Genomic DNA, 14,533 nt, shown 5'->3' with positions numbered 1-14,533 from the left:
ACAGCAGTTCATATTATACATATTCCCCGGAGGGGATACCTCTGAGATAACCGGGGGTCGCGAAGCGTACCCTCGGAGAAGGAAATACAGCAAACTAGTATAGCACCCCGGAAGGGTACACGAGCTATGGTAGGGGTGGGCACACCATCCGGGGTATGACAGCACAAAAGGGCGGAATACACCCAATCGCGTATTCCGCCTTTTGCATTATTTTTTAAAGGCGTCATGATGTGATAATACCGTTATCAATAGCACGATTTCGATAATAATTATATTTTTTACACTTATTTTCTTTCTGTTCTATGTTTTTTTATTACCTTTGTCGCAAAGAAAATTTTAATAAGAGAGTTTCTCACTTTAATTATCACACATGAAAACCTATAAAATCTATTTAACCTTGATACTACTTTGGGGGTGTATGTCAACATATGCCCATAGTATTAATAAGAATCAGATGAATTCTTCTGTCGTTACCCGTCAGATCGGTAACGTGAAAGTTTCTATCCAATTCTACTCTTCGTCTATCGTGAGAATCGTGAAATATCCTGCCTCTGATGCTTATCCACAGAAGAAAAGTTATTCTGTGATCATGAAACCGAAGGCTGTACGCATTATTGGTAAAGAGACAACAGATTGTATCACGCTGTCATCATCCCAACTCTGTGTGGCCCTTGACCTGAAGACCGGACGAGTAAACTATTCCACCCCCCAAGGAAAACCGTTGATGCAAGAATCCCGTTGCACCTTTGAGCGCCGACAAGGTGATAAAGATGCCGGAAAGTATAAAATCAGTCAGACTTGGCAGATTGCCAAAGACGAGAATATCTATGGCTTGGGCCAACTTCGCGATACGCTTATGGTACAACGTAATCGCCATGCCGACATTTGGAATGGTAATACCTATATCTCCATTCCGTATATCACAAGTGAACGAGGATGGGGCCTCTATTGGGATAATGCAGGCAGAAGTTATTACGAGGATAATGCCCAGGGAACAACTTTTACCTCAGAGGTAGGACTCTGTAGCGATTATTATTTCATCTATCGTGACGGTACACAGGACGGCGTTATCGCTTCTATCCGCGACCTTACCGGTCAGGCTACGATGTTCCCGCTTTGGACCATGGGCTATTGGCAATGTCGTGAGCGTTACAAGACCAGCGATGAGTTGGCTACCGTACTTGATAAATACCGCCAACTGGAGATACCACTCGATGGTATTGTGCAAGACTGGCAGTATTGGGGATGTGACAGCAACTGGAATGCCATGCGATTCATGAACCCTTATTATATTAATAAGGTGGGCGATCCTGCTTGGGATAAATATCTCCCTGGCGATATGCGCAAGATGAAACCTCAGCAGCCACGTATCAAGTCGTCTGACGAGATGGTGAAGTATGTTCATAAAAATCATGCACATCTAATGATTAGTATATGGCCAAACTTTGGCCCATGGACTCAGCCTTATGCTGAACTCAAGGCTGCCAACGCTCTGTTGCCTTTTGACACATGGCCTCGTAACAACGGTGTCCTCGTGTATGATGTGTTTAATCCTAAGGCTCGCGACATCTATTGGAAACACCTTGCCAACCTCTATAAGATGGGCTTTGATGCCTGGTGGACAGATTCCTCAGAACCTGACCATTTCGAGAAACCCGGTGACGATGATTTTCTTACCTTCGATGGAACATGGCGTAGTGTGAAGAATGCTTTCCCTATCGTCCATAACCGAGGTATCTATGAACATCAGCGTGCCATGAAGGACAACGAGAAACGCTCCGTACAGATGACGCGTAGCGGTGCCTTCGGTATTCAGCATTACGGCACTTTCTCGTGGAGTGGCGACATCTTGGCTTCTTGGCAGGAGATGAAGAAACAGATACCGTCTGGTCTGAACTATTCTCTCTGTGGAATCCCATTTTGGAATACAGACCTTGGAGGTTTCTTCTATTGGGAATATGAACAGAGTCCGAAGAATCCGGCCATTCAGGAGTTGCAGACGCGTTGGATGGAGTGGGGCGCCTTTATGCCATTGATGCGTAACCATTGTTCTTCGCCGATGGTAAGCGAACTCTATCTCTTCGGACAGGAAGGCGACTGGGCTTATGATGCGATCAAGAAGTTCATCCAGTTGCGTTATCGCCTGTTGCCTTATATCTATAGTAATGCCGGAGCTTGCGTACAGCATAGCAATACGATGATGCGTGCTCTCGTGATGGATTATGCCAGCGATAGTAATGCCATTGCCCGTAATGATGAGTATATGTTTGGGCGCAATCTTCTCGTAAAACCTGTTACCGATCCGATGTATACCTATAAGGATCAACAGAAACGGGGTCATCTCATCTTCCCTGATGTCAAGAAGGCTGCCGCTCCTGTTGATGTCTATCTGCCTGCGGGAAATGATTGGTACGACTTTTGGACAGGTTCTCGTCATACCGGTGGTACGACCATTCAGCGCCTTTGTCCGATAGACATCATTCCTGTTTTTGTGAAGGCTGGCACGATCCTCCCTTGGGGACCAGCTGTACAGTATTCCTCGGAGAAACCTTGGAACGATCTTGAAATTCGTATCTATCCCGGTGCTGACGGTACCTTTACCCTATACGAAGACGAGGGTGACAACTATAATTATGAGAAGGGTGCCTTCACGGAGATTCCTTTCTCATGGAATGAGTCAACGCATGAACTTACCATAGGGACCCGTCGAGGCCATTATCGCGGTATGCTCAAGAATCGACAGTTCCGTGTTGTCGTCATTGGTCAACAAGGGGAACATACGGTAAGATATAATGGCAACTCTGTCAAAGTACAATTGTAGTTGTTCCGAACATGATCTGAAAAGAATAGAAATCAAGCCCTTGTGGCAATATAAATAATATATGGATAAAAAGATTAAAACATTAGTGGCAACCTCGATTTTTGCCGCTTTACCAGGGATGAGTGAGGCACAGAGCCAACTCTATCCACATCATTTCGACCTTAGTGAAGTTACACTTCTCGACAGTCCCTATAAGCAAGCTATGGATTTGAATTTCCATACGCTTCTTTCCTATGACGTCGACCGATTGCTTACGCCATTCGTTCGCCAGTCGGGTCTCTCTTCCGGTGTATATGCAAATTGGATAAACGAGCATCCCAACTTTCGCAACTGGGGTGGCGACGGCTTCGACCTCTCCGGACATGTAGGCGGTCATTATCTCTCTGCCCTTGCACTGGGATATGCCGCTTGCAAGGAACCAGGGATGAAAGCCCAACTTAAGCAACGGCTCGACTATATGATTCGTGTGCTCAAGGATTGTCAGGATTCTTATGATAAAGATACGACGGGAATGTATGGCTTTATCGGCGGTCAACCTATCAACGATGCTTGGCAGGGAATGTTCCGTGGTGATCTTACGCAATGGAATAAAATCAAGTGGTGGGTACCTTTCTATTGTGAGCACAAGGTTTTGGCAGGTTTGCGTGATGCATATCTTTATGCGGGTGACAAGACCGCCCTGGAGATGTTCCGCAAGTTGGCAGATTGGAGTAAAAATGTCGTGAGCCGACTGTCTGATGAGCAGTTGCAGGCTGTACTCGATATCGAACATGGTGGCATCAACGAGAGTCTTGCCGATGCTTATACGCTCTTCCATGATCCGGAATATCTCAAGGCTGCCCAGCGCTTCTCCCATCAAGTGATGGTCAAGGGTATGCAGAAGTTGAATCCGTCTTTCCTCGACAACCGACATGCCAACACACAGGTACCTAAATATATAGGTTTCAGTCGTATCGGCGAGGAACTCTCTATGGGCGAAGCATACACTCGTGCTGCTCGTAACTTCTGGACAGATGTCACACAGAATCGTACCGTTTGTATCGGTGGAAACAGTATCTCTGAGCATTTCTTGGCTGCCGCCAATGGCAATCGCTATATTGATAATATGGAAGGTCCTGAGAGTTGTAATACCAACAATATGCTGAAACTCTCCGAGATGTTGAGCGATGAAACCCATGACGCACGCTATGCCGACTTCTATGAGTATGCGATGATGAATCATATTCTCTCCACCCAAGATCCGCAGACGGGTGGTTATGTTTATTTCACAACGCTTCGTCCACAGGGTTATCGCATCTATTCCAAACCTAATGAAGGAATGTGGTGTTGTGTAGGTACGGGTATGGAAAACCATAGCAAATATGGGCATTTCATCTATACTCATACGGGCAAGGATACGCTCTACGTCAACCTCTTTACGGCGAGTCGCTTGGTCAATAAGAAATTCTGTGTCACCCAGACAACGAATTATCCTTATACCCCTTCTACGACGCTAACCATCGATAAGTCGGGACGTTATACCATCTCTGTTCGTCATCCGTGGTGGACGGGAGCAGGTTATCGCGTTTTGGTAAACGGTCGTGAATATCCGATAGCCTCACAGATCACAGAGGGCAAGTCTTCGTATGTCAATCTCTCTCGAAAGTGGAAGCGAGGCGATAAGATCATCGTTGATATTCCTATGAGTTTGCGCATGGAAGCCTGTCCAAACTATACCGACTATGTATCTTTCGAATATGGTCCGGTACTCTTAGGCGCGCAGACCACCGCCATGGATGCCCGTGATGCTCGGGAAACAGGGTTGGAAATAGAGAAACTACAAAACGAATATGCTGGTGATGGTCGTATGGATCATTCTCTAGGCGCAGTAGGCAAGGGGTTGAGTTTGATATCTGCTCCGATGCTCATCGGCAATCCTAAGGAAGCGCTTCATCGCATCACCCCAGTAGATCCGTCCAAGCTGACCTTCAGCATCGATGTATCCCGTGATGACACATTGGCCGCAAACTACCATTGGTGTCGCCTTCAGCTTCGCCCGTTCTCCACGATTCATCATGCCCGTTATATGTGCTATTGGTATTGTCAGACGCCTCAGGGTTATGCACAGAGCGACATGGCGCAGAACGAGGCTGCCCGTCAGGCATTAGAGGCACGAACGCTCGACTTCGTAGCCACCGGAGAGCAACAGAGTGAGGCTGGTCACGAATACCAATATAGCGACAACTCTCATTCCGGTTCTTTCCGCAACGAGTTTTATCGTGATGCCCCTCAAGACGGTTTCATCCAGTATTCGCTTTTCAACAAGAGCGCTCAGCGTGAAAACCTATCCGTTCTCTGTCGTTTTACCACCATCGACGCAGGTAGAAAGGCAGAACTACAGATTGATGGCGTAAAGGTTTGTGATATTGATATTCCGCGCCAAGTACAGGGATCGCAGGATGGCTTCTTTAATATCGAAGTTCCTGTTCCTGCATCATTACTCGTTGACAAGAAAGGCAAGGTGAAGAGCAAGATAGCCGTTCGCTTATCAGCTAACCGGGGAACCCTTTGCCCGGGCTTCTACTATCTCAGGTTGCTCAAAAGATAATATTTTGAAAATAAACGGGGGATGTACCGAAAATGGTACATCCCCTTATCTTTTCCATGGTTCGCAGATGCCATCGATAGGTTCAGCTATTTACAAATAAACAAGAATGACAGATGACAATTAAAAAAGAAAGAGTAGCATTTTTAATCAGTAATCAATTAATCAGTTAATCAGTTATTTCTTTATAGATATGGTATCTCTTTAATGTTCTATTTGCGATTCTCTCCTTTTTGAAATATAATCACGATTATGATAAATAACAAATATGAGAATAACTACTTGTCACGTTAAAGTGGACTTAACCTACTATAAAAAAGATGATGCCGTAATAGCTAAGAATTCAACTACTACGGCATCAACATAATTTAGATTTTACCCTATATAGAGATGCGATTATTTTCTGTATCTATCCAATCCCTCTTTGAGGAAATTAATATAATCCTGTACATTCTCATTATAGCTTCGGGCTGCCGTAAGCGGATTACCCTCATTATCGAGCGCTACATAGAAAGGCTGCGTGTTGGCACCAAACTTAGAACTCTGCAGATAACTCCATTTGTCGCCAACGGTACGCAAAGTGCGCTTCACACCATTCTGCGTAACCTCCATAGGTTTTGCGAGCGGCGTCTTATCATCCACATACAGACTGATCAAGATATAGTCTTTCGATAACATCTCAGAAACCAGAGGGTCTGTCCATACGGCAGCCTCCATCTTACGACAGTTCACACAGCCAAAACCAGTGAAGTCGATAAGAACAGGTTTGCCAGCAGCCTTGGCAGCAGCCATACCAGTTTCGTAGTCTTTATATTGCGCCTCTACGGTCTGATGGTTCAGATTGAAATCCTGTGTGGTAACAGGAGGCGCAAAGGCGCTCACAGCCTTACAAGGTGCACCCCACAAGCCCGGTAACATATAGACGGCAAAGGCCAATGAACACATACCGAGCATGATACTTGGTACAGGCATTGGACGGTTGATGTCGCCACCGATTTCGTCGGTACGGAACTTCAGCCAACCGATCAGATAGCAGCCCAAAGACAGGAAGATGACAATCCACAGACTTAAGAATACTTCGCGGTCGAGAATATGCCAACCATAAGCTAAATCGGCTACGGAAAGGAATTTCAGCGAGAAGGCTAATTCTACGAATCCGAGGACGATTTTTATCTGATTCATCCAAGAACCACTTCGCGGACTCTTCTTCATCAATGTTGGGAACATGGCGAAAAGTGTGAACGGAATGGCGAGCGCAAGTGCAAAGCCGAGCATACCTACTGCCGGTGCCACCCAATTGCCTGAGGTCACGGTTTCTACAAGCAGCAGTCCGATGATAGGTGCTGTACATGAGAAACTTACCAGTACCAGCGTGAAGGCCATCAGAAATATCGAGATGAATCCCGTGGCGTTGCTTGCCTTGGAATCTACACGATTAGCCCAACTGTCTGGCAATTTGATTTCGAACCATCCGAAGAAACTTGCGGCAAAGACAACGAGCAGTACGAAGAGGATGATATTGAATACCGCATTCGTAGATAGTGCGTTAAGGGTGCTTGGACCGAAACAAGCCGTAACGAGAAGGCCCAGAGCGAGATAGATGACAATAATCGATACACCATAAGTCATCGCATCGCGTATGCCCTTGGCCTTGTCGTCCTTGGCACGCTTCAGGAAGAAACTTACGGTCATCGGAATGATCGGCCAGATACATGGCATCACGAGGGCAAGAAGTCCGCCGATGAATCCCATAAAAAAGATGTATAGAATGCTATGGTTAGCGATGTCATTGTTTCCACCGAAAGCCTTCAACTGGTCGACAACAGGGCGCCAGAGGGCATCTTTATCGGCTGGAGAAAGTGTTGCTGATGCCAGCGAATCCACACGAGCCATACTATCGGCCTTAGCCTTCTCCATAGAATCGGCCTTATTCAAAGCTACATCGGCATCCTTGCTCTGCATATCCTCGGCAACTTCAGACGCCATGCTGGCAGCGTCTCCAGCAACGACCGGACTTTTGCCGCTACTCTTAAAATCTACTGAAGATGGTGGAAGACAACTCTGGTCGTTACAAGCGCCATATTCCAGATAGCCGTTGATATGATAGTTGGGATGCGTAAACTTGATCTTCTGTACAAACTGAACCTTTCCCTCAAAGAAGCGGAGATTCATATTGAAGAGTTTATCGAATTTGGAAATCTCATGACCACGAGCTTGTAGCTTGCCCACAAGCGAAGCTCCTTCGATCTTTTCAACGTTGAATGTGGCGGAAATAGGTCCGTCGTTGCCCAATCCTGTAGAATAGACATGCCATCCTGAGGAAATCTTTCCATTAAAAACGATTTCGGCTTCTGCCGTCCCGTTGGTCTTTAATTGTGTAGAGAACTTCACAGGATTAGCCATCTGCGCATGTGCTAAGACTGCTATCATCAATACAACAATCAGAGAGATTAGCTTTTTCATCTGAATACCTTTATGTTAATTCTATTAATAGTTTGTGCAAATTTACAGCTAAAAATTATAAAAATCGAAAAAGAATAGGAGAATTATTGTTTTCATGTTTGTTTTTATATTTTTTTTGTATAGAAAAAATAACGGATAAAGAATTTGTGCGCGTAAACATCAAAATATACGCAAGAAAAGGGAAGAAAAATTTGGACGGTATTCTTTTTATATTTATTTTTGCGATAATAGTATTATCTTTATAGATTTTGCATCAAACAATTATTACAAAAACCTAAACAACTATGACATTATTGATGATAATAGAGTTACTTGTGGTGCTCCTTGCCTTGTGGGTAGGTGCACGTTATGGCTCTCTCGCATTAGGAGCTATTTCAGGTATCGGACTTGCCATTCTTGTTTTCTGTTTCCATCTGAAACCCAGTGAACCGCCTACTGATGTTATCTATATCATTATAGCTGCGGTAACCTGTGCTGGTATTTTACAGGCATCGGGTGGTATGGACTGGATGATTCAGATTGCCGAACGGTTACTCCGTAAGCATCCCGACCGCATCACGTTGTTGGCACCTCTTACGACATTCTTCCTGACCATTCTCATCGGTACAGGACACGTGGTATATACCTTGATGCCTATCATCTGTGACATAGCTCTGAAAAAGGGTATCCGTCCGGAACGCCCTTGCGGTATCGCTTCTATCGCGAGTCAGATTGGTATCACCTGCTCCCCTATCGCCGCTGCGGTAGTGGCGTTCTCTTCGATTTCTATCGCGTATGGATTTAATGTTACAAATGTACAGATCGTGATGGTTACCATTCCGGCTTGTATTATCGGTATCCTCATGGCCGTAATATACAGTTGGAACCGTGGGGTCGACCTTGATAAGGATGAGGTTTTCCAAGCTAAACTCAAAGATCCTACACAATATGCGTATATCTATGGCAATCATGCCACGACACTCGACAAGGTGATTCCGCAGAGCAGCAAGAATGCGGTTTATATCTTCTTGGCAGCTCTTGTCATCATCCTTATGATTTCTGTTCTGAAGATGATCGGTATAGAGATTCTGCCTGCCTACGAAAAGATGGTAGACGGTAATCCGGTAACGACTCGTCTCCCGATGAATATTGTCATACAGATTATCATGATAGCCTCGGCAGCACTTATGATCATCTTCTGCAAGGCCAAGCCAAAGGCTGCCATCGAAGATGCCGTATGGCAGAATGGTATGGTAGCTGTGGTTGCCATCTATGGTATCGCATGGATGAGTAACACCTATTTTGATAACTACAAACCAGAGATGCAGGCGATGCTTACCGACTTGGTAAGTTCTTATCCGTGGACGATTGCCATAGCATTCTTCGCCGTATCTGTACTCATCAATTCTCAAGGTGCCGTGGTCGTGAGTATGTTGCCTCTCGCCTACTCTCTCGGTATCGATGGATGGATATTACTGGGCGTAATGCCATCGGTATACGGCTATTTCTTTATACCAAACTATCCGTCTGATATCGCCACGGTAAATTTCGACAGGTCGGGAACAACGGTAATCGGCAAATATCTGCTCAACCATTCGTTTATGGTCCCTGGATTAATCCATGTCGTCACCTCTACGATAGCTGGTCTGGGCATCAGCTACTTGTTCCATTTTGTTTTTGGATTGTATTGATATCTTAACTCTCCCAAACATGTACGAAAAAAGAGGCGCAGCCGCAAATGAGATTGCTATGCTGCGCCTCTTGTTTATTTTAGTTGTTTACTTCTCTTTTACTTGAAAAGCATAGGAGCCATCTCCTTGAGCGAACGTCTCCAGGTAAGAAATTCGTGGGCTGTGCCCTCGGAAACGAATGAGTGAGCATTGTATCCGGCATTGCGGAGCGACTCGGCAGACTTGTTGACACCTTCCGGATTCTCTTTGCTACCGCAACTCATGAATACCATCTTTGGTTTGGTCACCTTCTGAAGGTCTGCCGGAGCGTAGGTGCCACCGGAAAGGAGGCCCCAGTAGCCAAACTTGTCGGCATTGCGAAGGGTGATGAGTTTGGTTTCTACGCCACCCATAGATAGACCAGCCATGGCACGATTGTCGCGGTTGGCAATCGTCTTGAAGTGGCTGTCGATGTATGGAATAAGTTCGTTGACGAGAACCTGTTCAAACTCTTTGGCATCAAACTGGCCGATGGTACCAAACTTAATCTGATTGGTAAGTCCGTAGGTCATCACGATGATGAATGGTTTGATCTTGCCATCAGCAATCAGGTTATCCATGATCAGGTTGGCATGACCTTGACGGCTCCATGCGGTTTCATCCTCACCCCAACCATGCTGCAGATAGAGCACAGGGAACTTCTTCTTGCCATCATACTGTGGCGGAAGATATACGAAGGCAGGACGGTTGATGCCGGCTTGAGCCGATGGGAACATCACCTGTACCACATTGCCATGCTCTATGCCTGTGCGATCGGCATAGAAATCTTGGTCATGAGCAGGAATCTCGATACCACTCTCCCATCTTACACTTCCATAATAGTTGTTGGCGCCCGGATCGTTAACGACGCCTCCGTCGATGATGAGATGATAATAATGGAAACCTTCGTCCATTGGGCCGTCTGTGGTGCCTACCCATACGCCATCTTTGTTCTTGTGAAGTACGGTACCTCCACGACCTCCAAGACCTAAGGTAACGATAACCGACTTGGCATCAGGTGCTTCGATACGGAAACGGGCATAACCCTGAGAGTTGACCATCGGATACTGTTGACCCGGTTGGTTGCATACAGACGGACGGAAGTCTTCCTTCACCTCGGCTTGATCCATCTTGGCGTCGAAATTCTTGATGATATAATAAGCATTCTTTGGTTTCAAGTTGCGGTCGATAGGCAACGGATAGTTGTTTGTGCCCAACCAAGAGTCGCGGTCGGAGAGATTCCAGAAGGTGACGACATCGATGACATCCTTGTGCTTGCGCAGAATCTTGAAAAGATTAGCATATTGTGCCTCCTGTAAGGTCTTGAGATGCTGAGGAATGTTGGCATTCGCATTCTGACTGAAACGCAACTGTCCACCCATCTCTTCGTTGGCACGAATATCGAGTTCGGTAATCTGAACGTGCTTCACGATAGTAGAATATTTGGTGATTGCAGCATCAATATCCTCCATGCTCGGACCATATACGTTGTAATGCGCCTGCATTCCGATTCCGTCGATAGGAACGCCTGCAGTCTTCATCTTCTTCACCATATTATATATACGGTCGCGCTTGGCAGGGTCGGCAGCATTATAGTCGTTATAGATGAGGAGAGCCTTAGGGTCTGCTTCACGGGCAAACTGGAAAGCCTTGGCGATAAACTCGTCGCCACAGAGTTTGAAGGCACGGCTCTGGCGATAAGGGCTCGGTTCCGTCTTCTGCCAAGGCATACGACGACCGTCGCCATCGGCAATGGCTTCGTTGACAACATCCCAAGCATACACGATGTCCTTATAGCGATTTACAACCGTATGGATATGTTTGCGCAGACGAGCATAGAAAACCTCTTTGCTCACCTCCTTGCCCTTCTTGTCGACAAACATCCAGTCGCAGAACTGGTTATGCCAGCAGAGGCAATGGCCACGCAATTTGATACCATTCGCACGACAGAAGTTAGCGATCTTGTCAGCATTTTCCCAGTTCCATTGACCTTCCTTAGGTTGCAAGGAAATAGGTTTCATATCGTTTTCTGCCGTAATACTATTAAAGTTTTTCTTGATGAGAGCAATTTGTGCCGGATCTGTAATGTTTCGCATGTTCACAGCTACACCGATAGGGAAATAGCCCTGATAGGTGTCCTTGTAGCCCGTAGGATCGACAACTTGAGGACGACCGAACGGTTGAGCCGTAGCAGAGGTCGCGCTCATAAGCATCGTCATGGCGATAATAGAAAATCTAATAAATTTAATCTTCATAGTTATTTTTGGTTGATAAATAATTGACGATTACAAAATTATATATATCAGAGGAAAGTAGGCTTTCGGTATGTATCAAAAACTTTTGTAAATGTTACAAATGCAACAGATTCATTATTATTAATGATTAAGAAACTAAATTTATACGTATTTGATCGTCAAGAATCGCGTGCTATAATAAATAATAGGTATTTTACGGAAATTCACCAAGAATAGAATAAAAAAATTGTAACTTTGCAGTCGAGTTGCAAAGAAAACATCTTATCTTTGCATCAGAAGAGAAAAAATAGATATGACATTAAGAGATTTACAGATTGGACAAATCGCAACAATCCGGACAGTCGGAGGCGAAGGGGCTTTGAGACAGCATTTCCTCGATATGGGTGTGATTCCCGGTATTGATGTGAAACTGGTAAAATATGCGCCTATGGGTGATCCTATGCAGTTGATGGTGCAAGGATACGAATTGACTTTGCGACTGGCTGATGCTGAAAAGATAGAAGTCGTGCCTACAAGCAACGAAAAGGCTGCGGAAAAAGAGCATCACCACAACTATGCTTATAGTCATAAAGGGCATGAGCATCCGGGATATGGTGAGATGATACCTCTCATCGGTCATAAAGGAGAACATGATCATGTGGTCTTTGATAAACTCAATTTTGCACTTGTGGGTAATCAGAACTGTGGTAAGACGACGCTTTTCAACCAACTTACAGGTTCTAATCAGCATGTGGGCAACTTTCCGGGTGTTACGGTAGATCAGAAATCAGGCATCATTAAAGGGCATCCTGAAGCTACCGTAACCGATTTGCCTGGTATCTATTCGCTTTCTCCGTATACGAGTGAGGAGGTTGTCAGTCGTGAGTTTATCTTCAAGACCAAACCAAACGGAATTATCAATATCGTTGATGCAACAAATCTGGAGCGTAATCTGTATCTCACGATGCAACTCATGGAATTGGGTATCCCGATGGTGTTGGCATTAAACATGATGGACGAGGTGAGAAACAACGGCGGAACCATTCTCGTGAATGAACTGGAAACACAACTGGGCATCCCTGTTATTCCTATTTCAGCGATGAAGAATGAGGGCGTAGATGAGTTGGTGGAGCATGCTGTACATGTGGCTAAATATGCCGAGGCTCCGCTACGACAAGACTTCTGTAACCCGAAGGAACATAAGGGTGCTGTGCATCGTGCCATCCATGCCATGATGAGTTTGATTGAGGATCATGCAGAGATGGCGGAGATTCCTCTCCGATTCGCTGCCACCAAGTTGATAGAGGGTGACAAACTCGTGAACGAAGCTCTGCATCTTGATGAAAATGAGCAAGATATGGTTGAACATATCCGAAGACAAATGGAGGCAGAACGTGAACTCGATGCAGCTGCGGCCATAGCAGATATGCGCTTCGACTTCATTATCTCTACATGTGGATATACGGTGGTAAGACCGAAGGAAAGTAAGGAGCATGCTCGCAGTAGGCATATCGATCAAGTGCTCACGGGTAAGTGGACAGCCATACCGGCTTTCCTCATCATTATGGCGACGATCTTTTATCTCACCTTTGATGTTCTGGGCGGTACACTACAAAACTGGATAGCCGACGGTGTGAGTTGGTTTACGGCAGAGAGTGATCAAGTGCTCACGACATGGAAGATATCGCCTGTTGTTCATTCGCTTATCATTAATGGTATATATACAGGTGTGGGAACTGTGATCAGTTTCTTGCCTATCATCGTGATCTTATTCTTCTTCCTGTCCCTACTCGAAGATAGCGGATATATGGCTCGCATCGCTTTCGTCATGGACAAGAGTATGCGAAAGCTGGGACTGTCGGGACGTAGTATTGTACCGCTTCTCATCGGTTTTGGTTGTTCTGTTCCGAGTGTGATGGCAACGAGAACACTGCCTTCTGAGCGTGACCGTAGGATGACCGTAATGCTTACACCTTTTATGAGTTGTACAGCCAAATTGCCTATCTATGGTTTCTTTATCGCAGCTTTTCTGCCTGACTATAGAGGATTAGTCATGACGGCACTTTATCTGTTTGCTATCGTAATCGGAATCCTTGTGGCTCTAGCGATGAAGCATATCGTAAAGGGAGAACCTGTACCGTTTGTTCTGGAACTTCCTAACTATCGTATGCCTGATAGCGAGAGTGTGATGCGCCTGATCTGGGATAAGACGAAGGACTTTATCCAACGTGCTTTTAGTGTGATCTTTATCGCTACTATCATCATTTGGTTTTTGCAGACTTTCGATTTCGGACTTAACCACGTACAGAATAGTGAAAATAGTATTTTGGCTTATCTGTCAAGTATGATCGCTCCGATATTCGGTCCTGTTGGATTCGGTAATTGGAAGGTGGTATCTTCGTTAATCTGTGGATTCATGGCCAAGGAAAGTGTAGTGGCTACCCTGACGGTGCTCTTCGGTAGTGCGGCAAGTATACATGCTGTACTCAATATGGCTCAGGCAATATCTTTACTCGTCTTCTGTCTGCTTTATACCCCTTGTGTGGCTACCATTGCTGCGACACGACGGGAAATGGGAACAAAATATGCTGTTGCACTCGTGTTCTGGCAAACTGCTGTTGCGTGGATTTGCGCCTTTATCATCTACTGGATAATGAATTGTATCATATAATATAGGATGTCGATGAACATACAGAGCATTCTTCTCCTTATTTTAATAATACTCATCTTGATAGGGATTGTG

The 14,533-nt window shown here is 45.4% G+C and carries 6 protein-coding genes; 4 read left to right on the top strand and 2 right to left on the bottom strand.

Annotated elements, in window-relative coordinates:
* Positions 1 to 418: 418 nt before the first annotated feature.
* Together K333_RS0108030 and K333_RS0108025 are read left to right on the top strand one after the other, a co-directional pair.
* Complete coding sequence (locus K333_RS0108030; protein ID WP_051230905.1) at positions 419 to 2,821, top strand: glycoside hydrolase family 31 protein; 2,403 nt, start codon at positions 419 to 421, stop codon at positions 2,819 to 2,821.
* Between the two features lie 61 nt (positions 2,822 to 2,882).
* On the top strand, positions 2,883 to 5,408 hold the full coding sequence (locus K333_RS0108025; protein ID WP_027452551.1) for a glycoside hydrolase family 127 protein: 2,526 nt from the start codon (positions 2,883 to 2,885) through the stop codon (positions 5,406 to 5,408).
* A gap of 393 nt (positions 5,409 to 5,801) precedes the next feature.
* On the opposite strand, the gene K333_RS0108020 is transcribed toward K333_RS0108025, so the two are convergent.
* Positions 5,802 to 7,868, bottom strand: coding sequence for a protein-disulfide reductase DsbD family protein (locus K333_RS0108020; protein WP_027452550.1), 2,067 nt, complete (start codon positions 7,866 to 7,868; stop codon positions 5,802 to 5,804).
* Positions 7,869 to 8,152: 284 nt separating this feature from the next.
* Here K333_RS0108020 and K333_RS0108015 point away from each other — a divergent pair, with 284 nt between their 5' ends.
* Complete coding sequence (locus K333_RS0108015; protein WP_024990324.1) at positions 8,153 to 9,538, top strand: anaerobic C4-dicarboxylate transporter; 1,386 nt, start codon at positions 8,153 to 8,155, stop codon at positions 9,536 to 9,538.
* A gap of 98 nt (positions 9,539 to 9,636) precedes the next feature.
* Here K333_RS0108015 and xyn10D/fae1 read toward each other — a convergent pair whose 3' ends face one another.
* Positions 9,637 to 11,811: a bifunctional endo-1,4-beta-xylanase/feruloyl esterase gene (gene xyn10D/fae1 / locus K333_RS0108010; RefSeq protein ID WP_024990323.1), complete on the bottom strand. Its 2,175-nt coding sequence runs from the start codon at positions 11,809 to 11,811 to the stop codon at positions 9,637 to 9,639.
* A 292-nt stretch (positions 11,812 to 12,103) separates the two neighbouring features.
* On the opposite strand from xyn10D/fae1, the gene feoB reads away from it, so the two are divergent.
* Positions 12,104 to 14,461 (top strand): ferrous iron transport protein B, encoded by a 2,358-nt coding sequence (feoB, locus tag K333_RS0108005; RefSeq protein ID WP_024990322.1) that lies wholly within the window; start codon positions 12,104 to 12,106, stop codon positions 14,459 to 14,461.
* The last annotated feature ends 72 nt before the right edge of the window (positions 14,462 to 14,533 follow it).

Source organism: Segatella albensis DSM 11370 = JCM 12258, from assembly GCF_000426565.1.
GTDB lineage: Bacteria > Bacteroidota > Bacteroidia > Bacteroidales > Bacteroidaceae > Prevotella > Prevotella albensis.
Note: the sequence above shows the minus strand (reverse complement) of the source record. Positions and strands in the feature narration are given on the sequence as shown.

What these genes read in the sequence shown, in the direction of transcription:
- xyn10D/fae1 (WP_024990323.1), bottom strand. Translation starts at nt 11,811, where the DNA reads ATGAAGATTAAATTTATTAGATTTTCTATTATCGCCATGACGATGCTT.
- K333_RS0108030 (WP_051230905.1), top strand. Translation starts at nt 419, where the DNA reads ATGTCAACATATGCCCATAGTATTAATAAGAATCAGATGAATTCTTCT.
- K333_RS0108020 (WP_027452550.1), bottom strand. Translation starts at nt 7,868, where the DNA reads ATGAAAAAGCTAATCTCTCTGATTGTTGTATTGATGATAGCAGTCTTA.
- K333_RS0108015 (WP_024990324.1), top strand. Translation starts at nt 8,153, where the DNA reads ATGACATTATTGATGATAATAGAGTTACTTGTGGTGCTCCTTGCCTTG.
- feoB (WP_024990322.1), top strand. Translation starts at nt 12,104, where the DNA reads ATGACATTAAGAGATTTACAGATTGGACAAATCGCAACAATCCGGACA.
- K333_RS0108025 (WP_027452551.1), top strand. Translation starts at nt 2,883, where the DNA reads ATGGATAAAAAGATTAAAACATTAGTGGCAACCTCGATTTTTGCCGCT.